The organism is Caproicibacterium amylolyticum (genome assembly GCF_014467055.1).
In the GTDB taxonomy this organism is placed as follows: Bacteria; Bacillota; Clostridia; order Oscillospirales; family Acutalibacteraceae; genus Caproicibacterium; species Caproicibacterium amylolyticum.
Genome location: NZ_CP060696.1, coordinates 1,691,631 through 1,716,468, shown reverse-complemented (window position 1 = coordinate 1,716,468; position 24,838 = coordinate 1,691,631). Strand labels below are relative to the sequence as shown.

18 protein-coding genes and 1 other annotated feature are annotated in these 24,838 nt (G+C 49.1%); of the genes, 14 read left to right on the top strand and 4 right to left on the bottom strand.

Annotation, left to right across the window (positions count from 1 at the left end; genetic code table 11):
* Positions 1–38: 38 nt before the first annotated feature.
* Positions 39–1,058 carry a phenylalanine--tRNA ligase subunit alpha gene (gene pheS / locus H6X83_RS08185; RefSeq protein WP_212508531.1) on the bottom strand — a complete coding sequence of 340 codons (1,020 nt, stop codon included), beginning with the start codon at positions 1,056–1,058 and terminating at the stop codon, positions 39–41.
* Positions 1,059–1,109: 51 nt separating this feature from the next.
* Positions 1,110–1,332, bottom strand: a binding site (T-box leader).
* 191 nt (positions 1,333–1,523) lie between these two features.
* On the opposite strand from pheS, the gene H6X83_RS08180 reads away from it, so the two are divergent.
* The 4 genes from H6X83_RS08180 to H6X83_RS08165 all read left to right on the top strand — a co-directional run bounded on the left by H6X83_RS08180 (position 1,524) and on the right by H6X83_RS08165 (position 3,835).
* Positions 1,524–2,054 carry a DUF6106 family protein gene (locus H6X83_RS08180; protein WP_212506010.1) on the top strand — a complete coding sequence of 177 codons (531 nt, stop codon included), beginning with the start codon at positions 1,524–1,526 and terminating at the stop codon, positions 2,052–2,054.
* On the top strand, positions 2,054–2,419 hold the full coding sequence (acpS, locus tag H6X83_RS08175; RefSeq protein WP_212506009.1) for a holo-ACP synthase: 366 nt from the start codon (positions 2,054–2,056) through the stop codon (positions 2,417–2,419). The genes H6X83_RS08180 and acpS overlap by 1 nt, the downstream gene beginning before the upstream one ends.
* Position 2,420: 1 nt before the next feature.
* Entirely contained in the window at positions 2,421–3,266 is an 846-nt protein-coding gene (locus H6X83_RS08170) for an NAD(P)H-hydrate dehydratase (protein WP_212506008.1), read from the top strand.
* Positions 3,267–3,412: 146 nt separating this feature from the next.
* Positions 3,413–3,835, top strand: coding sequence for a type II toxin-antitoxin system PemK/MazF family toxin (locus H6X83_RS08165; protein WP_212506007.1), 423 nt, complete (start codon positions 3,413–3,415; stop codon positions 3,833–3,835).
* Between the two features lie 164 nt (positions 3,836–3,999).
* On the opposite strand, the gene pyk is transcribed toward H6X83_RS08165, so the two are convergent.
* Positions 4,000–5,754 (bottom strand): pyruvate kinase, encoded by a 1,755-nt coding sequence (pyk, locus tag H6X83_RS08160; protein WP_212506006.1) that lies wholly within the window; start codon positions 5,752–5,754, stop codon positions 4,000–4,002.
* A gap of 388 nt (positions 5,755–6,142) precedes the next feature.
* On the opposite strand from pyk, the gene H6X83_RS08155 reads away from it, so the two are divergent.
* The 7 genes from H6X83_RS08155 to H6X83_RS08125 all read left to right on the top strand — a co-directional run bounded on the left by H6X83_RS08155 (position 6,143) and on the right by H6X83_RS08125 (position 12,574).
* A complete protein-coding gene (locus H6X83_RS08155) occupies positions 6,143–6,949 on the top strand; it encodes a M15 family metallopeptidase (protein WP_212506005.1) in 807 nt (268 codons plus the stop codon).
* A 149-nt stretch (positions 6,950–7,098) separates the two neighbouring features.
* Entirely contained in the window at positions 7,099–7,305 is a 207-nt protein-coding gene (gene rpmE, locus H6X83_RS08150; RefSeq protein ID WP_212506004.1) for a 50S ribosomal protein L31, read from the top strand.
* 100 nt (positions 7,306–7,405) lie between these two features.
* Positions 7,406–8,038, top strand: a complete 633-nt coding sequence (locus H6X83_RS08145) for a YigZ family protein (RefSeq protein ID WP_212506003.1) — start codon at positions 7,406–7,408, stop codon at positions 8,036–8,038.
* Between the two features lie 137 nt (positions 8,039–8,175).
* Positions 8,176–9,198, top strand: coding sequence for a deoxyguanosinetriphosphate triphosphohydrolase (locus tag H6X83_RS08140; protein ID WP_212506002.1), 1,023 nt, complete (start codon positions 8,176–8,178; stop codon positions 9,196–9,198).
* Between the two features lie 53 nt (positions 9,199–9,251).
* Complete coding sequence (gene dnaG, locus H6X83_RS08135; RefSeq protein ID WP_212506001.1) at positions 9,252–11,009, top strand: DNA primase; 1,758 nt, start codon at positions 9,252–9,254, stop codon at positions 11,007–11,009.
* Positions 11,010–11,021: 12 nt separating this feature from the next.
* Positions 11,022–12,131, top strand: a complete 1,110-nt coding sequence (gene rpoD / locus H6X83_RS08130) for an RNA polymerase sigma factor RpoD (RefSeq protein ID WP_212506000.1) — start codon at positions 11,022–11,024, stop codon at positions 12,129–12,131.
* Positions 12,132–12,142: 11 nt separating this feature from the next.
* Entirely contained in the window at positions 12,143–12,574 is a 432-nt protein-coding gene (locus H6X83_RS08125) for an RrF2 family transcriptional regulator (RefSeq protein ID WP_212505999.1), read from the top strand.
* A 115-nt stretch (positions 12,575–12,689) separates the two neighbouring features.
* Here the strand turns inward: H6X83_RS08125 and H6X83_RS08120 are convergent, their stop codons facing one another.
* Complete coding sequence (locus tag H6X83_RS08120; RefSeq protein WP_212505998.1) at positions 12,690–13,679, bottom strand: nucleoid-associated protein; 990 nt, start codon at positions 13,677–13,679, stop codon at positions 12,690–12,692.
* Between the two features lie 85 nt (positions 13,680–13,764).
* On the opposite strand from H6X83_RS08120, the gene H6X83_RS08115 reads away from it, so the two are divergent.
* Positions 13,765–14,859 carry a radical SAM/SPASM domain-containing protein gene (locus tag H6X83_RS08115; protein WP_212505997.1) on the top strand — a complete coding sequence of 365 codons (1,095 nt, stop codon included), beginning with the start codon at positions 13,765–13,767 and terminating at the stop codon, positions 14,857–14,859.
* Between the two features lie 51 nt (positions 14,860–14,910).
* Here H6X83_RS08115 and H6X83_RS08110 read toward each other — a convergent pair whose 3' ends face one another.
* Positions 14,911–16,665, bottom strand: a complete 1,755-nt coding sequence (locus H6X83_RS08110; RefSeq protein ID WP_212505996.1) for an EAL domain-containing protein — start codon at positions 16,663–16,665, stop codon at positions 14,911–14,913.
* A 726-nt stretch (positions 16,666–17,391) separates the two neighbouring features.
* Between H6X83_RS08110 and rpoB the strand changes: the two genes are divergently transcribed.
* Positions 17,392–21,144 (top strand): DNA-directed RNA polymerase subunit beta, encoded by a 3,753-nt coding sequence (gene rpoB, locus H6X83_RS08105; RefSeq protein ID WP_212505995.1) that lies wholly within the window; start codon positions 17,392–17,394, stop codon positions 21,142–21,144.
* Positions 21,145–21,161: 17 nt separating this feature from the next.
* Complete coding sequence (gene rpoC / locus H6X83_RS08100) at positions 21,162–24,716, top strand: DNA-directed RNA polymerase subunit beta' (protein ID WP_212505994.1); 3,555 nt, start codon at positions 21,162–21,164, stop codon at positions 24,714–24,716.
* Positions 24,717–24,838 lie beyond the last annotated feature (122 nt).

Genomic DNA, 24,838 nt, shown 5'->3' with positions numbered 1-24,838 from the left:
CCCACACTTTCCAGTAATAATTCAATAAAAGCAATTATTTAGAACTGCTCCAGAAAACGAACATCATTTTCGTAGTAAAGGCGCATATCGTCCACATTGAACTGGCGTTGTGCAATGCGCTCCAGACCAATGCCGAAGGCAAATCCGGAGTATTCCTCCGGGTCAATGCCGCAGTTGGAAAGCACCTTGGGGTGTACCATGCCGCAGCCGAGAATTTCAATCCAGCCCTCACCTTTGCAGATGCGGCAGCCTTCGCCGTGACAGTTAAAGCACTGCATATCAACTTCAGCGCTCGGCTCGGTAAAGGGGAAGTGATGCGGGCGGAACCGCACGACGCTGTCCTCGCCGTACAGACGTTTAATGAAAGTTTCCAGTGTGCCTTTCAGGTCGGCAAAGGTAATGTTTTTGTCCACAACTAAGCCCTCAATCTGATGGAACAGCGGGGAGTGGGTGGCATCCACTGCGTCACTGCGGTATACACGGCCGGGTGCGATAATGCGAATCGGCGGCTTTTGTTTTTCCATGGTGCGAACCTGCACCGGGCTGGTTTGGGAACGCAGCAGGATGTTGTCAGTAATATAAAACGTATCTTGATCGTCGCGGGCGGGGTGGTCTTTTGGAATATTCAGTGCTTCAAAGTTGTAGTAATCATATTCCACTTCCGGTCCCTCTGCAATGCTGAAGCCCATGCCAAGGAAGATTTCCTCAAGGTTTGAAAGCGTGACGGACAGCGGATGGCGGTGGCCAACCGCCTGCTTTTTGCCGGGCATGGTAACGTCAATCGCTTCCGCACGAAGGCGGTGTTCCAGTTCCAGCTTTTTCAGCTCTTCCGTACGGGTCGAAATAGCTTTTTCAATGTTGGAACGCACCTCGTTTGCCAGCTTGCCGATAACAGGACGTTCTTCATTTGAAAGGTCCTTCATCTGCTTTAAAATGGAGGTCAGTGTGCCTTTTTTGCCCAGATAACGTACACGCAGTTCTTCCAGCAGCTTCTGCGTGTCGGCGGCGTGCAGGTCCTGCAGCGCCTTTTGGTCGATTGACTGCAGTTCATCTTTTATCATTTGCGGTTTTCATCCTTTCTTTGCAAATCAAAAAGCCTCCGCCCCACAAAAAGGGGCGAAGGCTATGACTTCGCGGTACCACCCTATATTATACTCTGACAGCCGCTAACGGGGCCAACCGTCCCCGCCTACTTTCTGCTTAAACAGTTGGTTCAGCGGGGCCACTCAAAAGGGAACTTCACAGCTCGGTACAGGCAGGTGTGCTTTCAGCCAATGACACACCTTCTCTGTGTCTGCGGTCGAGTGCTACTTCCTTTCTCACAGCGTTTTATTTATATGCATCGATTATTATAGCATGCATAAGCACAGATTGCAAGCCCCGCCGCATGAAAGCATAAAGCCGCGGCAAAGAGCAGTTTTCATAAAAAATGTTTGTGTTTACATGGATTTTGTTTGTAATTGTCTGCCGCCTATGATACAATAAAAAAAGACTGAATTTACGACATCGGAGGAAAACTGAAAATGGACATTTTCTGTGAACAGATTATTAAAAGAAAAATGGGCGCAAAGGACTTTGCTATTATGGCGGCAACTGTTGTCGGTGCATTGGCAATATTGACTTTGACCATGTTTATTAAAGAACTGTTTATGTTCTCACTGCTGATTTTGGTTGGCGTTTGCTTTGCTATCTATTATATTGTTACATCAATCGACTGGGAGTTTGAGTACAGTATTACAAACGGCGACTTCACCTGTGATAAAATCATTCATCGCCGTAAGCGCAAGCGCCAGTTTTCCATTGACCTGCATGATGTTGATGAAATTGGTACTTATGATGCGCAGAAACTGGCAGGCAAGCATTTTGACGCAACCTATCAGGTAGGTACAACTGCAAACGGCAGCAGCGGGGAATGGTACATGACCGGTCATTTTGACAAATACGGCACGATTTTGGTCGTGTTCAGCCCGGACGAGCGTGTGCAGACGGCTGTGAAAACATCACTGAAGCGCACTGTCAGCATGGCGGCTTTTCCGCGCGTGCCGCAGCACTGATGCTGGCGGTGGGAATCGACCTTTGTGAAATTGACCGTATTCAGCGGTCTATGAGAAATCCGCGTTTCTGCAGAGAAATTTTGGGTGAACAGGAGTTTGCCCAGCTGCAGGGGCGCGGATTTCCTGCACAAAGCGTCGCTGCTTCTTTTAGTGCCAAGGAAGCGTTTGCAAAGGCAATGGGCACTGGTCTGTGCGGCTTTTCCCTGCGGGAAGTGGAACTGCTTCGCCAGCGAAACGGCGCGCCTTATCTGCACCTGACTGGTCGGGCTGCGGCTTTAGCAGCAGGGTGGGAGTTTTCTGTCAGTATTTCCCACACTGGCAGTACCGCAGCTGCAGTTGTTGCGGGGGAGCGAAAGGAAGCATAGAATGGAACTGATTTCTTATGAAATGGCTGCTTCGGTAATCAAAAAGCGCCCAATCGACAGCAACAAGGGGACGTTTGGCCGCTTACTTTGCATTTGCGGAAGTTGTGGTATGGCGGGTGCAGCAGTACTGTGCGCGGGTGCAGCACTTCGGTGCGGTGCGGGGTTGGTGGATGCGGCGCTGCCAGCATGTATTTACCCGATTGTTTCCGCACATTTGTTGGAACCGATTTATACGGTATATGATGAAGATTTTTCGCCTGTGCTCTATTCTTTGAAAAAGGCGACTGCCTGCGTGATGGGCTGTGGCTTCTCAACTGCCCATCCGGGGTGGGTGCGGCAGGTGCTGCAGCAAATTCGTGTCCCCTTGGTTCTGGATGCGGATGGACTGAACTGTATTGTTAAAAATTGTGACGTTTTGGATCAGTTGACGGTTCCTGCAGTGCTGACACCGCATCCGGGAGAAATGGCACGGCTGCTGGGCTGTTCCGTTAATGAGGTGCAGGCAGACCGCCAAGGTGCGGCATCTGCTTTTGCACGAAAATATGATGTAGTGCTTGTTTTAAAAGGTGCGGGTACAGTCGTTGCATCTCCAGACGGCCGCATTATACAGAATCCAACCGGGAATCCGGGCATGGCGCGCGGCGGAAGCGGCGATTTGCTGGCAGGCATGATTGGCGCGTTCCTTGCACAGGGGGCAGAATCATTTACGGCGGCCTGCGCTGCAGTTTATCTGCATGGACTGGCGGGGGACAGGTGCGCGGCACATTTGTCGCAGCAGGCAATGCTTCCACATGATATGCTTGCGGAACTGCCACAAATTTTTTTGAAAATTGAAAAAGAGCTTTGATGTTTCAGCCGTTTTTGTTTTTCCAATCAAGCAGAAACGCCAAAAAGCACGGAATTGCATACACTGTTACCAGAAGCACAGATGTATAAAATCTGGTACTTCTGCCAATGCTATCTGCAGAAAACAAAATGCGGAGCGTGAGTGTAATGCAAGTAAAGCGTGGAGACATTTTTTACGCGGATCTAAGTCCAGTCGTCGGCTCAGAGCAGGGCGGGGTCAGGCCGGTTCTCATCATTCAAAATGATGTTGGAAATCGCTTCAGTCCAACTGTGATTGCTGCGGCAATTACAAGTCAGCGCGGAAAAACAGACCTGCCGACACATATTCGGCTGAATGCCGCTGCCACCGGCCTTTCCCGTGACAGTATTGTGCTGTTGGAGCAGGTACGTACCCTTGACAAACACCGCCTGCGTGAGCACATGGGCAGGCTTGGGGAAGAGGGTATGGCGGAAGTGGATCGTGCTTTGTCTGTCAGTTTTGGCTTATCAGAGCAGCCGATGCATAATCATTCTCATATTGCAAATATGCCAGCGGCAGCGGCACAGATTTCTCATGGAGCTGCTACATAAAGCGTTCCATTAGAGTATATTTCGCCATTGCAGATTCAGCACAGCGGTAAATCCCTGAGGACTGCCGCTGTGTTTTTGCTTTCGGTTTAGGAGAAAAAAAGAAGGCTGCTTCTCAATGCGGAAGCAGCCTTCTTTAATCATTCTATTATTCTGTATGCGTGAACTTATTTGACAGCTTTTTCATCGCCTGCATAAACGATCCCACGGTCAGAATCCAGTGTTACAGTTACACCGCTGCGCAGAATCTTTGTTGCGTTCTCCGCACCGACAATCACAGGTTTGTTCAGGGAAAGCCCCACGATAGCGGCGTGAGAATTCATGCCCGGTTCCTCGGTAATGATACCGGAAGCTTTGCGCATATATTTCATAACGTCATTACTGGTGGTTGGAACAACAATGATGTCCCCTGTGTGAAAATTTTGGGCGAGCTCTGCCTCATTTTTGCAGACGCAGAGGTTGCTGCACACACTGCCTAAGGAAATACCGGCACCGGTGACCAAAACATCACCGACCAACTGTACCTTTACCAGGTTAGTGGTGCCGGAAATGCCCAACGGCACGCCTGCGGTAATGACAGTAAGGTCACCGTTTTTGACTAGGCCCTTGCTGCGCGCAACATCAACAACGTGGTCAAACAGCTCGTCCGTGTTGTCTTTTTCATCAACCATAATCGGGATGACACCCCAGGAAAGGTTCATCTGGTACCAGACCTTGCGGCTGGTAGTGCCGCTGATAATGGGGCAGGCAGGACGATACTTGGAAATGGTACGTGCAGTGCGGCCGGATTTGGTTACAGTCATAATGGCAACTGCGCCGAGGTCATGCGCGGTTGTGCAGGTCGCATGAGAAATAGCAGACGTGACATCAGTCCGTTCTGTCCAAGTGCTGGTGCGGAAGCGGCGTGTGTAATCAATGCTCTGCTCGGTGCGTTCCGCAATGCGGGACATTGTTTTCACGGCTTCAACCGGGTATTTGCCGGCAGCGGTTTCACCGGAAAGCATAATGGCGCTGGTACCGTCATAAACGGCGTTTGCAACGTCGGTTGCTTCTGCACGGGTCGGGCGCGGATGCTGAATCATGGAATCTAACATTTGCGTTGCGGTAACGGCCAGTTTACCGGCTGCAAAAACCTTGCTGATGATTTCCTTTTGCAGTACCGGAACTTCTTCCATCGGAACTTCTACACCAAGGTCGCCGCGGGCAACCATGATGCCGTCGGAAACACGAATAATATCATCAATGTTTTCAACGCCGCCGGTGCTTTCAATTTTGCTGATTACCTGCATGTCGTGGTTGCCGTTCTTTTCCAGTTCACTGCGCAGACTGAGGATATCATCGGCACAGCGAGTGAAGGAAGCAGCAATCATGTCGAAGTTCTGCTCCACGCCGAAAGCAATATCGGACTTGTCCTGCTCACTCAGGAAAGGCAGGGACAGATTGGCACCGGGAACATTGATGCCTTTATGTTTGTTGATGCGGCCGCCGTTCATGACTGTGCAGTGTACTTCAGTGCTGGTGGTGTCATCTACACGCAGTTCCACCAAGCCGTCATCAATCAGAATTCGTGTACCGGTTGACACTTCATTTGGCAGATTCTTAAATGTAATACCGCAGCGATTGATGTCACCGGGAATATCCTCGGTTGACAAGGTGTACTTTTGACTGTCGACCAAGTCAACTGGTTCCGGGAAGTCAAGCGTACGGATTTCCGGCCCTTTTGTGTCCAGCAGCAGAGCTACCGGCAGGCCCAGCTCCTCGCGCAGTTCCTTCACAGTATCGATGCGTACCTGGTGTTCTTCATGTGAACCGTGCGAGAAATTAACACGGGCCACATCCATCCCGGCAAGCATCAGACCGCGCAGGACGTTTTTATCGTCAGTGGCAGGTCCAAGTGTACAAATGATTTTTGTTTTACGCATACAATTAATGACCTCGATTCTAAAAAATCAATTCATCAGGCGCAAAGCAGAAACCGCGGAACAATACTGTTTAACGTCCAGTTGCTGCTGGCTTTATCGAAAAAGAATGCAAAAATGTCCGCAAGACATACGAACTGCTACTGATACTGACAAGCATATCCATTTTTGATAGAAGGCAGCCGCAGAGGAAGCGCAAATATTGTTAAAGCGCTTTCAAAATTTTGCCCACTTTATATTACAGCAAAATATTCAAAAATGCAACCGTTTTTTTTACGTTCGCAAAACACCTTGAAAAGTATGTCAGTGGGGATTACAATAGGGAAGATGATACATGCATCCGGCAACTTTTGCTGAAAAATACTTAAAATGGATTGGGAGAAAAATATATATGCGTAACAATCGACAGGAAAGAGTGTTGGCGGACACTGCTCCGCGAGGCGGCTCAGGTGCTGGTATTCGGCGCTTGAAGCACTGGATGGCAGCGCTGCTGGCCGTCATTCTGCTGCTTGTGGCTTTGCTTGGAGTGCTGGTGTGGCAGGCGCTGCGCCCGCAGACCGGCAAAAATTCCGCTTCTGCGGTTTCTGATGTTTCCACTGTGTTGCAGCAGGAGGATGTTTTGCCCGTGCCGGACGACAGCTGGGCGCTTACCGTTGTTTCGCCGGATAAAAAAATCAGCAGCAGTTTTACAGCACAGCTTACCACTTATGAAAATGTGCAGGTGGACAAACGAATTTTACCGGCGCTCAAAAAAATGCTGGCAGATGCAAAAGCAGCGGGATATACACTGCAGGTTACGGGCGGCTATGTAGATGCGGATGCACAGGAAAAATTATATCAGCAGAAAATACAGGAACTGATGCAAAATAAAGGGAAGACCCGTGCAGTGGCGGAAAGTGACGCTGCGGCAGTGGTTCCGCCGGGCGGCTGCAGCGAAAATCAGACCGGCATGGCGGTTACTTTTCCATCTGATTCGGCCTTTTTGTCCTCTGACGGCTACCATTGGCTGCTGAATCACTGTGTGGAGTATGGCTTTGTCCGCAGATATACAGACGACAAAGAAGGCCGCACCGGCCTGCAGGATGACCCCAGTCATTTTCGGTATGTGGGCACCAACAATGCACAGACAATGCGGAAAATGGGCCTTTGTCTGGAAGAATATGTGACTTACAAAGGTAATCAGACGGTTAGCAACTGATTTATTTGAATAAAAAACTTGCTTTTCATTTCCGTATGTGTTAAAATGGCGAATGTTTAGAGCCCATTTGCGCTGTTTCGTGTTTGTTGCGATCAACCACGCAGACCGGGCTGTTATGCTGCAGCTTTTGCTGAAAGAGGTGACAACTCATGAAAAAAGGTATCCATCCTGAGTATAAGGATACAACGATCACATGTGCCTGCGGCAATGTGATTCACACTCGTTCCACGAAAGAGAACATCCGCGTTGAAATTTGCTCAAAGTGCCATCCGTTCTTCACCGGCAAGCAGAAGCTGGTGGATAGCAGCGGCCGTGTCGATATGTTCAAAAAGCGTTACGGTTCGGCAACAAAGTGATTCGCTTTTCTCTGGAATGCTGAGGACTGCCGCACAACAGGACTGTTTTGTCAGCCCTGCTCTGCAGCAGTCCTTTTTTCTATATGCGGAGGTGCGGAAAATGATAGAGTACCTTACACTGAAAGCAGAGGGTGCAAACGAGTTTACTGAGAAAAAATCCCGCTTTTTGGGTGCAGCGGCACCTGTGCAGACGCAGGAGCAGGCTGTGGCTTTTGTGGCACGCTTGAAAAAGCAATACTGGGACGCAAAACACAATGTTTCTGCCTATGTGCTTAGAAGCGGCGAGCAGCACTGCTCTGATGATGGAGAGCCGCAGGGTACAGCCGGGGTGCCGGTTCTGAATGTTCTGCTGAAATCAGGCGTTACAGACGCGGTGGTTGTGGTTACCCGCTACTTCGGCGGTATTTTACTGGGTGCAGGCGGCCTTGTGCGTGCATACTCACACGGCGCGTCTATTGCAGTGGAGCAGGCAGGGATTGTCTGCATGAAGCCCTGCCTGCTGCTGCAGGCAAGCTGCACCTACAGCCAGTATGGCAAAGTGGGGGCACTGGTTCCGGAACATGATGCTGTAGTGGATGACACTTCTTTTACGGACTTGGTTACGCTGCAGTTTCACATGGAAGCGGAGCGTCTGGCAGGCTTGAATGCGGCACTTGCGGATGCGACGGCCGGTACTGTGCAGGTACGGCAGATTGGTGAGAAGTATTTTTCAGTAGCTGCAGTGGTGGACTAATTGTGAATAATTTTTAAATATTCAGATTCTTTTTGCAGATTTGCAGGGGAAATCGTTTTTTCTGCGTATAATACTATGAACTGGTTTGAAAATTGCCAAAATGCTGCTTAAAACAGCATAACGGAAAGGAGGACTCTGTGAATACTCGTGAGCAGACGGAAAAGATTGAACAAATGACGCTTTCTCCGATTGCAACTCACGCTTGTGATACAGCAGGCAGACAGTACCCGGAAGAGGAAGATGACCTGCGTACGGCATTTTCGCGCGACCGTGACCGCATTATCAACTGTAAGGCATTTCGCCGCCTGAAACGGAAAACGCAGGTGTTCCTTTCTCCGGAAGGTGACCATTACCGGACCCGTTTGACCCATACACTGGAGGTTGCACAGATTGCGCGCACGATTGCCCGCTGTCTGCGCTTCAATGAGGACTTGACAGAGGCAATTTCACTTGGACATGACCTTGGCCATACTCCTTTTGGTCATGCGGGTGAGCATGCACTGGATGAAATCTGCAGAGTTCATCCGCTGGAGGATGGCAGCACATCGTTTCACCACTATGAACAAAGCGCGCGGATTGTGGAACGTCTGGAGAAAAACGGACGTGGGCTGAATCTGACGGAAGAAGTGCGGGACGGCATCTTGTGCCATACAAAAGGGACACAGGCAAAAACACCGGAAGGCCGTATTGTGCGGGTAGCAGACCGCATTGCATACATAAATCATGATATTGATGATTCGGAACGTGCGGGAATTTTAAAGGAAAGCCAGCTGCCGCCGGAAATTACAGCAGTGCTAGGCAATTCCAAGCGCGAGCGGATAGACTGTCTTGTGCGTTCAGTTGTATGCTGCAGTGCGGACGGTGTAATTCGTATGGATGAACCGGTGCAGGAAGCGTTTGACAAGCTGCACGCATTTATGTACAAGTCTGTGTATGTAAATCCACACGCAAAGTCGGAAGAAAGCAAGGTGCCACTTGTAATTGAAAAGCTGTACGAATATGCGCTTTCACCGGAGCACCTGACTGCAGATATGCGCGTCATTGCACAACAAGATGGCATCAGACGTGCTGCGGTGGACTATATTGCCGGTATGACAGACCCTTATGCAGTAGAGCTGTTTGAAAAAATTTATGTGCCGCATTCCTGGCAGCTCAGATAAACTGCATGACAGAGCCTGCCAGCCGGAGCAACGCAGGAAAGGGGAACTGAAATTTGCCGCTTCCGCAGGAATTTGTTGAAGAACTGAAAGCCCGCAGCAGCATTGAGGACGTTGTTTCAAGCTATGTCAGCCTGAAGCGGCGCGGACGTACGTTGGTTGGGCTGTGCCCGTTTCACAGCGAAAAATCACCGTCCTTTACGGTTTATCCGGATAACGGTTCATTTTACTGCTTTGGCTGCGGTGCGGGCGGCGACGTGATTACCTTTATTGAAAAAATCGACAATCTTGATTATATGGAGTCGGTGCGTTCTCTGGCACAGCGGGCGGGCATGACGGTACCGGAAAGTGATACTGACCGCGGGCTGGCAAAGCTGCGCATACGGCTGTATGAACTGAACCGGGAAGCGGCGCGGTACTACCACGGTGTTCTGCTTTCCGCGCAGGGGCGTGCCGGCATGGAATACTTTGAAAAGCGCGCGCTTGCTCCAAAAACCATCAGCAGGTTTGGCCTTGGCTACGCGCCGTCGGATCGTTTTTCGCTGGTCAATTATCTGCGCAAAAAGGGCTTCAGCGAACAGGAAATGATACAGGCAAATGTTGCTTTTTCCAGCCGGAACGGACACGCGATTGACCGTTTTCATGACCGCGTGATGTTTCCAATTATTGATCTGCGCGGAAATGTAATTGCATTTGGCGGACGGATACTGGGTCAGGGAGAGCCGAAGTACCTGAATACCAGCGATACGCCGATTTTCAGCAAGGGACGCAATCTTTTTGCAATGAACTTTGCAAAAGATTACGCTGAACCATATCTGGTACTTTGCGAGGGCTACATGGACGTTATTGCGCTGCATCAGGCAGGGTTCCAAAACGCAGTTGCGGGGCTTGGTACCGCACTGACGCCGGAACAGGCACGCTTGATTGCACATTATACGAAGGAAGTAGTTGCTTCCTATGATGCGGATGCAGCAGGGCAGAAAGCAGCCTCCCGCAGTATTCCTCTGTTGCGGGAGGCCGGACTTACGGTAAGAATTTTGGTTGTGCCGGACGGTAAGGACCCGGATGAGTTTATCCGTACGCACGGTGAAAGCGGACATGCACGTTTTCAGCAGCTTTTGGACAGCTGCGGCAATGATGTGGAGTATCGCCTGACGAAGTTAAAGAAAGATATTAATGTGCAGACGCCGGAGGGAAAGATTCATTACCTGAATGAGGCGGCGGCGGTGCTGTCTGCGCTGGACAGTGACATTGAACGCGAAGTATATGCCGGAAAACTCGCAGATGAAGCTGGCATTCAGCGTGCAGCTGTTTTGCAGCAGGTTAAAATGCTGCGGGAAAAGAAGCAGCGTTCTCACCAGAAAAAAGCGTTTCGCACGTTTCGTCGGCAAACAGCAGGTATGCAGGATAAAGTCAATCCGGAAAAATCGCAAAATCTCCGCGCAGCGCGTGCTGAGGAGGCACTTTTGGGGGCAATGATCGATTATCCTGAAAATTCCGCGTATATAATCGCCGAATTACCGCCGGAAAAGTTCATTACGACGTTTAATCGCCGTGTATATGGAATAATCATGGGCAAAATGAAGGATGGCAAGGCAGTTAGCCTTACAGATTTGGCAGACAGTCTTTCCCAAGGCGAAATGGGGCTGGTGGCTGGTTACTGCGCGCGGCAGGCAGGGCTTAAAGCTGGCAGGCAGGAAGTGGATGCTTACATCCGTGTCATCCTTGAGGAAAATGATAAGAACAGTGCGCAGACCAGAAGTGATGATGAAATTCAGCACTACCTGGAGCAGCTGCGTGCAGAGAAAAAATAAGGGGGTTTTCAAATGGCAGCAGCGGCCGCTACACCAGATAAGAAAACAGTATTGCGTGACTTAATTGAGCAGGGTAAGACAAAGGGTTCACTTTCTACAAAGGACATCCTTGACGCAATCGGTGAACTTGACTTTGAACCGGAACAGATTGAAAAGTTTTACGATATGCTTGAGGGGCTCGGTATCGAAATTGTTGAGGACCTTGGGGAAGATATTCTTGGTGACCTGCAGATTGGGGACAACAAGGATAATGAAGACGAGGGATTGGATGTTGCAGTCAATACAGACGGCATTGCCATTGATGACCCAGTCAAGGTCTATTTAAAGGAAATCGGCCGGGTGCCTCTGCTGTCACCAGAAGAAGAAATTGACTTGGCAGTGCGCATCAAAGAGGGCGATGAAGCTGCGAAAAAGCGTTTGGCAGAAGCTAACCTGCGTTTGGTTGTCAGTATTGCGAAGCGTTACCTTGGGCGTGGTATGCAGTTCCTTGACTTGATTCAGGAGGGCAACCTTGGCCTAATCAAGGCAGTAGAAAAATTTGACTACACCAAAGGGTTTAAGTTTTCCACCTATGCAACTTGGTGGATTCGGCAGGCAATTACCCGCGCGATTGCTGACCAGGCGCGTACAATTCGTATTCCGGTGCATATGGTTGAAACCATCAATAAAGTGAAAAAGGTTTCAAGCCAGCTGCTGCATACAAACGGTCATGAACCCTCTGCTGACGAAATCAGTGATGAATTGGGTATGCCGGTCGATAAAGTTCGTGAGATCCTGCGTGTGGCACAGGAACCTGTTTCGCTGGAAACCCCTATCGGTGAGGAGGAGGACAGCCATCTGGGAGACTTCATTCCGGATGATGATGCACCCGCTCCACAGGATGCAGCATCCCACACACTTTTAAAAGAACAGCTTGATGAAGTGCTGGATACACTGACTCCGCGTGAAGAAAAGGTTCTGCGCCTGCGCTTTGGTTTGGAAGACGGCCGTTCCCGTACACTGGAAGAGGTGGGTAAAGAGTTTAACGTTACCCGTGAACGTATCCGCCAGATTGAAGCGAAAGCCCTGCGTAAGCTCCGCCATCCCAGCCGCAGTAAAAAACTGAAAGACTTTTTGGATTAAGGGGCGCCCCAATGGTCATCACACTCGAAACCGATTATGCGGTGCGGATTATGGAGATGCTGACCCGCACGGAAAACAGGGCAGATGCCCGTACCATCGCAGAAAAAACAAGAGTCACACAGCGGTTTACACTGAAAATCCTGCACAAACTGGTCAATGCGGGGCTGGTGGTTTCTTTTAAGGGTGCACACGGTGGGTACAAGCTGGCACAAAAACCGGAGCAGATTACACTGCTGCAGGTAATTGAGGCGGTGGAGGGACCGTATATGTTCAGCCGCTGCCAACAGGAGGAGTACAGCTGTGACCACAGCTGTACTACCAGCTGCCATTTTCATAAGATATATGACGAAGTGACCGTATTGGTGCGGGATAAACTTCGCTCTTATACATTTGCGGATGTCTTGTCACCCATGCCCTCAAAAGCAGAGCAAACGCAAGAATAAAAACTGCCTGCGGATGAAACAGTTCTCATCCGCAGGCAGTTCCTTTATAAAAAATCTTTTGACAGGCGAACAAATAGTAGCTAAAATAAAAGTGAACAAGTATTAGCCTAAAACATTAAGAAAGATGAATGCCTTTTATCAGCAGTGAAATCGACCCATCCGGATTGTTGATAAACTGAACGCCGTCGCCGCTGTTGTAAACATCGATTGGAATCTTGATTTCAATTCCGTTTTCCGTTTTAATGGACTGCTTTTTCAGCCGGTTTGCGGCGGTGGGGGAAACGCGGACGGTGTCTGACATATGCAAATCTTTTTCTGCAACTGCTCGTGTGAATTCTTCTTTCACTTCAGCGGGGGAGCCGCCGTAGATTGAGTCGCACAAAGCGTCCAGTGTGGCGGCATCGTCACTTCCAGCCTGTTCACACAGCACATTTGCCACGTGTACTTCAATTTCCTGTTTGTTGTCAAAGAATTTTTCATTGACGGTTTCCACCGCTTTCTGTACAGCGGTCAGCTTCTGCTTTTCGGAAATGCCAAAACTGCATTCCAGTATTTGTTCGGAAAGATAGCAGGCTTTCTTTCCGTCAATTTCGTATTTCTTTTCCATCAGGCGGACTTCATCACCGTTCAAAGAAACCAGCGCGCCCTCGTCAATTTTGCTTTTGGGCTGCGGCAAAGTTGTACGCTGCCGCATAATGGTGTTGGAACGTTCCTGACCGTCCGGACTCATGTAATAGTGAATGTAGGAATCACGGTAGTTCAGCTTCAAAAGAATCAGGTAGGGATGCTCATCAATTTCCGCCTGCGCAAAGACCAGATCGCCGGCAGGAATATCCGGATTCTGTTTCATAACGGTAAAAATCTGGCCGGCAATGTCGCGGGTAAACGGCAGAAAGTGTTCGCCGCACTTGGCGGCGGCAGCCTGAAATTTACTGCCGCCGAGGAAGCGGCAAAGCTTGCAGTCGTCGCTGGCATACAGCCGCTCTATGTGACCGCTTAAAAATGCCTCTGTGTCCGGATCAAGTGTCAGCGGAGTGTCAGAAAGAACCGGCAGATCAATGTTAGTGTCAAGTACGTGCAGTACAGCCTGTGTAATCGAAACCATTCATTTTTGTCCCCTTTCATTCTTGTATTGTACCATATCGGGGCAAAAGGTCAAGAAAGCTTTTTTCAAAAAAGGAGAACAAACCATGCAGAACAGCGAACTGACCGAATACATGAGCGAAACCATACGAAACATATTGGAAAATGTAGCGAAAACGGCGCTGAAAAATCCACGGGAAGCAGCTTTTCTGCTGCAGTTTACGAAATATGCAAAGGAAGCACAGGAGCGCCGCGCTGCCAAGGAACAGCAGGGAACCCATGTGCCGGCCTTTTTGATGGCCAGCATTACCGGAAGCTGCAATATGCACTGTAAAGGCTGCTTTGCGCGTGCCTGCGGAACCTGTCAGGATGAACCGGTGCCGGAACTTTCAGCAGATGAATGGGAAGCTGTTTTTACACAGGCGGAAGAAATCGGTATTTCATTTTCCATGTTAATAGGCGGTGAACCGCTGATGCGCCGCGATGTAATTGAAACCGCAGCAAAGCATAAGCGCATGATATTCCCAATCTTTACAAATGGAGTTCTTGCCACTGAATATCAGGGACTGTTTGTAAAAAGCCGTAATCTGGTGCCTGTTTTTAGCATTGAGGGGCTGCAGGCGCAGACGGATGAGCGCCGTGGAAAAGGAACGTTTGAAAGAATTTTTACACAGATGAAAGCATTGAAAAAAGCCGGTGTGCTTTTTGGCGTTTCTGTGATGGTAACAACTAAAAATTTGGAGGAAGTGACGTCAAAGGACTTTTTGCGGGGACTTGCGGATGCAGGCTGCTGCCTGATCTTTTATGTGGAGTATGAACCCGTAAACGGTATGGGGCTGGATTTGGCGTTTACAGAGGAAACCCGACCAGCGTATGAAGAAAAAGTCGCTGTAATACGTGCCGACTTCCCCAATATGGTATTTCTATCATTTCCGGGTGACGAAAAGCATGTTGGTGGTTGTCTGGCGGCGGGGCGCGGATTTTTCCATCTCAGCCCGCGCGGAGCAGCGCAGCCGTGCCCGTTCTCACCGTATGATGACTGCAATGTTCGGGAAAAAACACTTCTGGAAATTTTACATTCTCCGCTGTTCTTGGCACTGCAGGAAGAAAATTTGGTGGGCGGGCCGCACACCGGCGGGTGCACACTCTTTACGCATTCCGCACGCGTGCAGGAGCTGGCTTGCCACAGTTCTCAGGAATAATTACATAGTATAAAGAAACGCTGTGCTTTCAATCGAGAGCACAGCGTTTCTTTATACATTTTTTGTTTTATTAAGGAAGCAACAAAGTATGTAACTGCCCCACTCAGGGCTTTTAACTCTGCCTGCGTACATTTCCAGCTTGACCACTGTGCCGTCCGCACGGTGCAGGTCGAACAAAAGATACATTTTCCCGTCTTTGTGCAGTTTTTGCTGCTCATTAATGATGATTGAAAAATCAGTAGGTGCGATAAAGTGCTCCAGCCAATCTCGTACACTACCAAAAGTAAACAGTTCTTCAATAGAGTATCCGGTTAACTTTTTGACGCCGTCAGATGCGTAAAGCAGTCTGCCGCTGTCCTCATCAAACCCAGCCATGCCGCCCGGTACGACATCAAAAATGGAATCTGTTACAGAGCGAACAAGAAAGTTGGAGGTACTGGCAGTATAGGGATGCTGGTCAGCTTCAACCGGGTAGGTACCGTGGTTTTCCTCCATCAGTTTATCAAAGTTTTCACAGGAAAGCGGCTTGGAAAAATAATAGCCCTGCACAATGCTGCAGCCCATACCTTTCAGGTATTCACACTGTTCCTCAGTTTCTGCGCCTTCGCAGAGTACTGTCATTTGCAGCTGGTCTGCAATCCGAATCAGGTTGGGAATCAGTGCGTCATTGCGTGGCTTTACTTTTGGATCGCTGGAAAGGAACTTCTTATCCAACTTTAAAATATCAAAATTCAATTCCTGCCAAATGTTAATGCCCGCGTAACCGGAGCCAAAGTCATCAATGGAAACTTTATAGCCATAGTTACGAAGCGCATCAATCAAATGTTTGACACTATCGAATTCATCCAACAGCAAGGTTTCAGTCAACTCAAACTCCAGCAAATAGGGTGGAATGTCATAGGTGCTGGCCACTGCATGCAGGATATCAGCCGTGTTGCTGCGCTGGGTGTGCAGCCGCGAAAGGTTTACGGAAATTGTGACAACAGGCAGTCCCTGACGAAGGCGGTCAGCAAGATAAGCGCAAACTTTGCTGAAAATCAAATAATCCATTTCAATAATAGAGCCGTTTTGCTCAAGAAAGGGGATGAACATATCCGGATAAACCAGTTCACCGTCGGCAGAGATACCACGGGCCAATGCTTCTGCACCTACAATTTTTCCAGTGTGCAGGTTGACCTTTGGCTGCAGATAGAAGCAGTAGCGCTTTTCCCGCAAGGCAGCTTGCGCAAGATGTGCGGTGCTTTTCTCCAATTCAATTTGTTTCTTTAAGTTGCTGTCAAACCATATGACTTTTGTACCTCTGTGCGACTTGGCGCGCTTTCGGGCTGTATTGGCATTGTCGATTGCTGTAACAAGGCCTGTGTCATCAACAGTGCACAGACCGCAGGCAATGTGCAGCCGGCAGTCCGGATGGCAGGGAAGCTGTTCCTGCAGGAAGCGCTGAAGCTTCAGCTGATAGCTGGTAGCAGTAGTTTCTGTTCCGGCTGTACTGTGCATCTGGGCAAGGCAGATAAAATGGTCTGAAAAAACCCGCCCGCAAAGACATGTGTTAAGGGTAGAATTTAAAAAATCTGCAAAAGCAGACAGAAAACGGTCGCCTTCAGCAAAGCCGTAAAAAGTATTTACCGTTTGAAAATCAGTAATGTCGGCATATATAATTATAAAATGTTTTTTATCAGATGCTTCTTTTATAAGCGTCTGGCTCTTTTCTACAAATTCATCGTAATGATTTAGGTACAGTGCCGAATGGGACTGCAAGGTGGCAGGGCCTTTTGCCGCTGCCACAGTTTGAGATGCATTTTCCATTTTGTAAGCCTCGATTTATCAATCCATTGATTTGGCTGAATTCCCTTTGAATTTTCTGAAAAATTGCTTTGCTGCTTTGGTAAGCAGAAAAAAGTCAATATTTGACTGATTTGCAGTTATCAGACGAGCTTTACGGAAAATTCAGCAGATAAAGTTTTAGATATACAGATTAATTAATTAACTATGTTTACCTCATTTTTACGTTATCTGCCTGAATTTTGAATGTGCTTATTATAGAATAATATTTCAAATTAGTCAACAAAATGTAATAATAATTCAAAATATTTCTTATAATCAAACTCAAATGCATCAAATAAGTCATTTAAATTTTGAAAAATCTAAAAATTTAATTTCACCGGATGCAGCTAATAAAAAGTGATTACTCACGAAATCATCATAGACTATTTAATTATTATACAGTCTATAATCTACAAAAACTGAATATAAAACAGCCCCGCACAGCGAATCAGACGTGCACCTCTTGCATCAAAAAACTGCATAAAAAGAAAAAAGCCAAGGCAAATCGTCACTTTTGCCTTGACAAACTAATAGAAATGGAATAGAATATTAAACTGCATCATCATAGAATCGTGCACCTATCTCTTGATTGCTCCTATCATATCACAATAGATTGAAAAAGGCAAGAGGCTTGTGCGGCAGAATATGATGAAAAATGACGTACGCGGATAGGCGGCTCTTAAAAAAAGGATTGGAGTGATTGAGCCAATGGTGAATGTCAAACCGGTGAAGGTAGGCAGAAACACACGCATGAGCTTTTCCAAAATTGATGAGGTATTGCAGATGCCAAACCTTATCGAAATTCAGAAAAATTCTTACGAGTGGTTCCTGAATGATGGCCTCAAGGAGGTCTTCAAAGATGTCTCCGGCATTACCGACTACACGGGCAACCTGGTCCTGGACTTTGTTGACTATAAGCTGGATACCGAAAAGCCGAATTATTCCGTGATGGAATGCAAGGAGCGGGATGCAACCTACGCAGCTCCTCTGCGCGTAACAGCCCGTCTGCTGAACAAGGAAAGCGGGGAAATCAAGGAATCGGAAGTCTTTATGGGTGATTTCCCGCTTATGACGGAAAGCGGTACCTTTGTTATCAACGGCGCAGAGCGCGTTATTGTTTCTCAGTTGGTGCGTTCCCCGGGCGTATACTATAAGATGGAATACGATAAGACCGGCAAGGAACTGTACAGCGCAACGGTTATCCCGAACCGCGGCGCATGGCTGGAATATGAAAACGATGCGAATGATGTTTTTTATGTTCGTATCGATAAGAACCGGAAGCTGCCGGTAACTGTTTTTATTCGTGCACTGGGCCTTGGCAGTGATACAGAAATTCGTGAATACTTTGGCAGCAGCGACTATATCGATGCAACGCTCGAAAAAGATCCCTGCAAAAACACTGAGGAAGCACTTTTTGAAGTCTACAAAAAGCTGCGCCCAAGTGAACCGCCTACACTGGACAGTGCTCAATCTCACATTAACGGCTTGTTTTTTGATTCCCGCCGTTATGATCTTTCCCGTGTTGGCCGCTATAAATACAATAAAAAGCTGAATCTTGCCGGACGCATTACCGGGCAGGTATTGAGCCGCCCGGTTGTAAACCCCTCCACTGGTGAGCTGATGGCAGAAGCTGGCCAGGCTGTTTCGCATGAGCTGGCCCGCCAGATGGATGATGCCGGTGTTTCCGTCGCATATGTAACCATAAACGAACGTGAAGTAAAGGTTATTTCAAACGGCATGGTGGACATCAAGAATTTTGTTTCCTTTGATGCAGGGGAAGAATGTGGCATCAAAGAACGTGTGCGTTATTCTGTGCTGGCTGACCTGCTTGAGGCAAGTGCCGGCGATGAGGAGGCTTTGAAAGAGGCAATCCGCACGCACGTGGAAGAGTTGGTGCCGAAACATATTATTATTGACGATATTTTTGCTTCTGTCAGCTATATGTGCAACCTGCAGGTCGGTCTTGGCACAACAGATGACATTGACCATCTGGGCAATCGACGCATCCGTTCTGTTGGTGAACTGCTGCAGAACCAGTTCCGCATCGGTTTCTCCCGCTTGGAACGTGTGATTCGTGAGCGCATGACATTGCAGGCACAGGATTTGGAAGTGCTGACCCCACATTCCCTGATTAATATTCGTCCGGTTGTGGCTGCAATTAAGGAATTCTTTGGTTCCTCTCCGCTTTCACAGTTTATGGATCAGACCAACCCGCTGGCGGAGCTGACACACAAGCGCCGCCTGTCTGCCTTGGGACCCGGCGGTTTGTCCCGTGACCGCGCAGGATTTGAGGTTCGAGATGTACACTATACCCATTACGGACGTATGTGCCCGATTGAAACGCCTGAAGGCCCGAACATCGGCCTGATTTCCTATTTGGCTACTTTTGCACGCATCAATGAATATGGCTTTATTGAAGCGCCGTATCGCCGTGTGGATAAAGCAACCGGTGTGGTTACCCGTGACGTTGTCTATATGACAGCGGATGTAGAGGACAATTACATTGTGGCGCAGGCAAACGAACCACTGGACGACGACGGACACTTTGAAAATGCAAAGGTAAATGGCCGTCACCGCGACCAGTTCGTGGTTGTGGAACGTGAAAAAGTTGATTTTATGGATGTTTCTCCGCGAATGGTTGTTTCCGTTGCAACAGCAATGATTCCGTTTCTTGAAAATGATGATACCAACCGTGCTCTGATGGGTTCTAACATGCAGCGCCAGGCTGTGCCGCTGATTAAGACGGAATCCCCAATCGTCGGTACTGGTATGGAATACAAGGCCGGCGTTGACTCCGGAGCCTGCGTACTGTGCAAGCATGCCGGTGTGGTTAAGAGCGTCAGCGCTGACGAAGTGCGTGTCATTACAGATGACGGAGACCTTGACATTTATCCGATTATAAAGTTCCTGCGTTCCAACTCCGGTACCTGCTTCAATCAGGTGCCGGTTGTGAATCGCAACGACCGTGTCAATGCTGGCGACGTAATCGCAGATGGCCCGGCAACAAAGGACGGCGAGATTTCCCTTGGCAGGAATGCCCTGATTGGCTTTATGACGTGGGAAGGCTACAACTACGAGGATGCTGTTCTGATCAGCGAAAAAGTTGTGCGCGACGATGTGTTTACCTCCATTCATATCGAAGAGCATGAAGTGGAAGCACGTGACACCAAGCTGGGGCCGGAAGAAATCACCCGTGATATTCCGAACGTCAACGAAGATATGCTGCGTGACTTGGATGACAGCGGTATTATCCGCGTCGGTGCAGAAGTGCATGCCGGTGATATTCTGGTCGGTAAGGTAACGCCGAAGGGTGAAACAGAGCTGACCGCGGAAGACCGCCTGCTGCGTGCTATCTTTGGTGAAAAAGCGCGTGAAGTGCGCGATACTTCTCTGCGTGTACCGCACGGTGAGTACGGTATTGTTGTTGATGTAAAGATATTTACCCGTGAAAACAGCCGCGATGAGCTGAGCCCGGGCGTTAATAAAGTGGTTCGCTGCTACATCGCACAGAAACGTAAGATTTCTGTTGGCGATAAGATGGCTGGCCGCCACGGTAATAAGGGCGTTGTTTCCCGCATCCTGCCGGTGGAGGATATGCCTTATCTGCCCGACGGCACACCGCTGGACATTGTACTGAACCCACTGGGCGTGCCTTCCCGTATGAATATCGGACAGGTACTGGAAGTGCATTTGGGTATGGCTGCGCGTGCACTTGGGTGGAAGATTATGACGCCTGTATTTGACGGCGCACACGAAGAGGATATTCGTGCTGCATTCCGCGAAGCAGATATGAGCGAAGACGGCAAGTTCTGGCTGCGTGACGGCCGTACCGGTGAACGCTTTGACAACCCTGTTACCGTTGGCATTATGTACTACCTCAAGCTGCATCATCTGGTTGATGATAAGATGCATGCTCGTTCTACTGGCCCATATTCACTGGTTACGCAGCAGCCTTTGGGCGGCAAGGCGCAGTTTGGTGGTCAGCGTTTCGGTGAAATGGAAGTTTGGGCACTGGAAGCTTACGGTGCTGCCTATACACTGCAGGAAATTCTGACTGTGAAGTCGGATGATGTTGTCGGACGTGTAAAGACCTATGAAGCAATCGTTAAGGGTCAGAATATCCCGAAGCCGGGTGTGCCTGAATCCTTTAAGGTCTTGATTAAGGAACTGCAGAGTTTGGGTCTGGACATGAAGGTACTGGACAAGGACAACAAGGAAATCGACCTGCGCCAGACCTTTGACGATGACGATGATATGGGCTTCTCACCAAACGGCGGCAACTTTGACGAGCCGGATGTTGCTGACAATCTGGACGGCTATTCCGTGAATGAAGCAGACGATGCCCTTTATGACGGCCCTGACAGCTATGTAAGTGGTGACGGTGACGACAGTAGCAGTGAGGGCACAGACGGGGAAGACGACCTGGACATTTCACTGGATGATATTGATACGGCAGACTGACAGGGGGATTTTGCTACATGGAATTTAACACACTGGAATCAATCAAAATTGGCCTTGCTTCTCCCGAAAAGATCCGCGAATGGTCCCATGGCGAAGTGAAAAAGCCGGAAACCATTAACTACCGTACGCTGAAGCCGGAACGTGACGGCTTGTTCTGCGAACGCATTTTTGGGCCTACTAAGGACTGGGAATGCCACTGCGGCAAGTACAAGCGTATCCGCTATAAGGGCAAAATCTGCGACCGCTGCGGTGTTGAAGTTACCCGCGCTAAGGTTCGCCGTGAGCGTATGGGTCACATTGAGCTGGCCGCTCCGGTGTCGCATATCTGGTACTTTAAAGGTATTCCGTCCCGCATGGGATTGATCCTGGATATTTCACCGCGTATGCTGGAAAAGGTTCTGTACTTTGCAAGTTATATTGTAACAGACCCCGGCGATGTGCGTGAACTGCAGAAAAAACAGCTTCTGACTGAAAAGGAATACCGCGATCTGCGTGAAAAGTATGAAGATGATTTTCAGGCAGGTATGGGTGCGGAAGCTATTAAAAAACTGTTGGAAGAAATCGACTTGGAAAAGGAGTCCAAGGAGCTGAAAGCTGAATTGGAAAACGCGACCGGTCAGAAGCGTGTGCGTATTCTAAAACGGCTTGAAGTTATGGAGGCATTCCGCCAGTCCGGCAATCGCCCGGAGTGGATGATTCTTGACGCTGTTCCGGTCATTCCGCCGGACTTGCGTCCTATGGTACAGCTGGACGGCGGTCGTTTTGCGACTTCCGACCTGAATGATCTGTACCGCCGTGTTATCAACCGCAACAACCGCCTTGCGCGTTTGCTGGAACTGCATGCACCGGATATTATTGTGCGCAACGAGAAGCGCATGCTGCAGGAAGCAGTGGATGCGCTGATTGACAATGGCCGCCGCGGCAGACCGGTCACCGGTCCGAACAACCGCCCGCTGAAGTCTTTGTCTGACCTGCTTAAGGGCAAGCAGGGACGTTTCCGCCAGAACCTGCTGGGCAAGCGTGTTGACTACTCCGGCCGTTCCGTTATTGCGGTTGGTCCGGAACTGAAAATGTATCAGTGCGGCCTGCCAAAGGAAATGGCACTGGAACTGTTCAAACCGTTTGTCATGAAGCGCTTAGTGGAAACCGGAACAGAGGGAAACATCAAAGCTGCCCGTAAAGCGGTTGAGCGCGCGAAGCCGGAAGTTTGGGATGCGCTGGAAATTGTAATCAAAAATCATCCGGTTCTGCTAAACCGTGCACCTACACTGCATCGTCTGGGCATTCAGGCTTTTGAACCTGTACTGGTTGAAGGCCGTGCCATGAAGCTGCATCCACTGGCCTGTACGGCATACAATGCGGACTTTGACGGCGATCAGATGGCTGTTCATGTGCCGCTTTCCAGTGAGGCACAGGCGGAAGCACGCTTCCTGATGCTGGCAGCCGGCAACCTGCTGAAGCCTTCTGACGGCAAGCCGGTTACGGTTCCTACACAGGATATGATCCTGGGCTCTTACTGGCTGACGCTTGACCGTGACGGCGAAAAGGGCGAGGGTAAGATTTTCAAGGATGTCGATGAAGCGATTATGGCATATGATGCCAAGGCCATCGAGATTCATGCAAAAATCAAAGTTCGCCGCCGCCTCGAGATTAATGGGGAAATGCGCGAATCACTGGTGGATACCACGGTTGGTCAGATTATCTTTAACCGCCCGATTCCACAGGATTTGGGCTTTATTGACCGCTCTAAGCCCGAAAATCTCTTTAAGTTTGAGATTGACTTCTTGGTTGGCAAGAAGCAGTTGGGCAAGATCATTGAAAAGTGCATAAAGACCCACGGCACTGCAAGAACCAGTGAAGTTCTGGACAGCATTAAGGCACAGGGTTACAAGTACTCTGCCTTGTCTGGCATTACGGTTGCTGTTTGTGATGCAACAATTCCACCGCAGAAGAAAGAGATTCTGCAGAAAACAGAAGAGCGCGTGGATATGATTTCGGATCAGTACAAAAACGGTTTTCTCTCTGATGCAGAACGTCATATGGCGGTTATCAGCACATGGAACAAAGCAACCGATGAAGTATCTGACGCCCTGCAGAAGAACCTTGACCGCTACAATCCTATTTTCATGATGGCAGATTCCGGTGCTCGTGGTTCTATGAGTCAGATTCGTCAGCTGGCCGGTATGCGTGGACTGATTGCAAATACCTCCGGTGAAACCATTGAAGTCCCGATTCGCGCGAACTACCGTGAAGGTCTGAACATTTTGGAATACTTCATTTCTTCCCGTGGTGCCCGTAAAGGTTTGACCGATACTGCTCTGCGTACTGCTGACTCTGGTTACCTGACCCGCCGCTTGGTTGATGTTTCTCAGGATGTTATTATTCGTGAGGATGACTGCGGCGCTACTAGCGGCCTTGAAATTTATGATATCAAGGAAGGCAATGAAGTCATTGAATCCCTGCATGAACGTCTGGTTGGCCGCTTCCTGGTGGAAGATTTTGTTGACGAAGAAACTGGCGAAGTGCTAGTCAGCAAGGACAAAATGATGACGGATGCAGATGCGGACATTATTGTTGGCCGCGGTGTAGAACGTATTATGATTCGTTCTATTTTAGGTTGTCGTTCTAAGCACGGTGTCTGCAAGAAATGCTATGGTCTAAACCTTGCGACCGGCACGGAAGTGACCGTTGGTGAAGCTGTTGGTATTGTTGCGGCACAGTCCATCGGCGAACCTGGCACACAGCTGACCATGCGTAACTTCCATACCGGCGGTATTGCAAACGCCGAAGATATTACACAGGGTCTTCCGCGTGTTGAAGAACTGTTTGAGGGACGCAAACCAAAGCATCTTGCAATTATCAGTGAGATTCCTGGCAAAGTTACGTTTGAAGAAATCAAGAAGAACCGCCATGTTGTGGTCACAGGCGATGATGGGCAGTCTAAGAGCTACCTGATTCCGTTTGGTTCTCGCGTTACAGTGCAGGAAGGACAGCGTATCAAGGCCGGCACCCGGATTACAGAAGGTTCTGTGAATCCGCATGATGTTCTTGCTATCAGCGGTGTTGAAGCGGTGCAGGATTATCTGATTGAAGAAGTGCAGCGCGTTTACCGTTTGCAGGGCGTTGATATCAACGATAAGCACATCGAAGTTATTGTGCGTCAGATGATGAAGAAAGTACGTGTTGAGGAAGCCGGCGATACCGATCTTCTTCCTAGCTCCATGGTGGAGAAGCTGGAATTCGAAGCTGTCAACCAGCAGATTCGCGACCGTATTGCTGCGGGTGAGTCCAATCTGCGGGAAGCAACCTGCACGCCCACCCTGCTCGGTATTACAAAGGCTTCTTTGGCAACTGATTCCTTCCTTTCTGCCGCTTCTTTCCAGGAAACAACGCGTGTGTTGACCGACGCTGCCATCAAGGGCAAGGTTGACCCGCTCATGGGTCTGAAGGAAAACGTCATTATCGGCAAGCTGATTCCTGCCGGTACAGGCATGAAGCACTATGCAAATGTGCAGCTTGAAAAGACTTCTTCTGAAAAAGGAGAAGAGGGCTTGACAAATACAGCAGTATAGCTGTATAATAACGAATTGTGATGGTTTGGCACGAGATTGCGGCCATTTCATCGTAAATCGCATACTTTCCCACCTCTGCAAATTGCCGGGGTGGGATTCGGTGTGTAAAGCAGCTGTTACGC

Excerpts from the sequence above, each read along its gene's own strand:
- H6X83_RS08180 (WP_212506010.1), top strand. The coding sequence starts at position 1,524 with ATGGACATTTTCTGTGAACAGATTATTAAAAGAAAAATGGGCGCAAAG.
- acpS (WP_212506009.1), top strand. The coding sequence starts at position 2,054 with ATGCTGGCGGTGGGAATCGACCTTTGTGAAATTGACCGTATTCAGCGG.
- H6X83_RS08170 (WP_212506008.1), top strand. The coding sequence starts at position 2,421 with ATGGAACTGATTTCTTATGAAATGGCTGCTTCGGTAATCAAAAAGCGC.
- H6X83_RS08165 (WP_212506007.1), top strand. The coding sequence starts at position 3,413 with ATGCAAGTAAAGCGTGGAGACATTTTTTACGCGGATCTAAGTCCAGTC.
- pyk (WP_212506006.1), bottom strand. The coding sequence starts at position 5,754 with ATGCGTAAAACAAAAATCATTTGTACACTTGGACCTGCCACTGACGAT.
- H6X83_RS08155 (WP_212506005.1), top strand. The coding sequence starts at position 6,143 with ATGCGTAACAATCGACAGGAAAGAGTGTTGGCGGACACTGCTCCGCGA.
- rpmE (WP_212506004.1), top strand. The coding sequence starts at position 7,099 with ATGAAAAAAGGTATCCATCCTGAGTATAAGGATACAACGATCACATGT.
- H6X83_RS08145 (WP_212506003.1), top strand. The coding sequence starts at position 7,406 with ATGATAGAGTACCTTACACTGAAAGCAGAGGGTGCAAACGAGTTTACT.
- rpoD (WP_212506000.1), top strand. The coding sequence starts at position 11,022 with ATGGCAGCAGCGGCCGCTACACCAGATAAGAAAACAGTATTGCGTGAC.
- H6X83_RS08125 (WP_212505999.1), top strand. The coding sequence starts at position 12,143 with ATGGTCATCACACTCGAAACCGATTATGCGGTGCGGATTATGGAGATG.
- H6X83_RS08120 (WP_212505998.1), bottom strand. The coding sequence starts at position 13,679 with ATGGTTTCGATTACACAGGCTGTACTGCACGTACTTGACACTAACATT.
- H6X83_RS08115 (WP_212505997.1), top strand. The coding sequence starts at position 13,765 with ATGCAGAACAGCGAACTGACCGAATACATGAGCGAAACCATACGAAAC.
- H6X83_RS08110 (WP_212505996.1), bottom strand. The coding sequence starts at position 16,665 with ATGGAAAATGCATCTCAAACTGTGGCAGCGGCAAAAGGCCCTGCCACC.
- rpoB (WP_212505995.1), top strand. The coding sequence starts at position 17,392 with ATGGTGAATGTCAAACCGGTGAAGGTAGGCAGAAACACACGCATGAGC.
- rpoC (WP_212505994.1), top strand. The coding sequence starts at position 21,162 with ATGGAATTTAACACACTGGAATCAATCAAAATTGGCCTTGCTTCTCCC.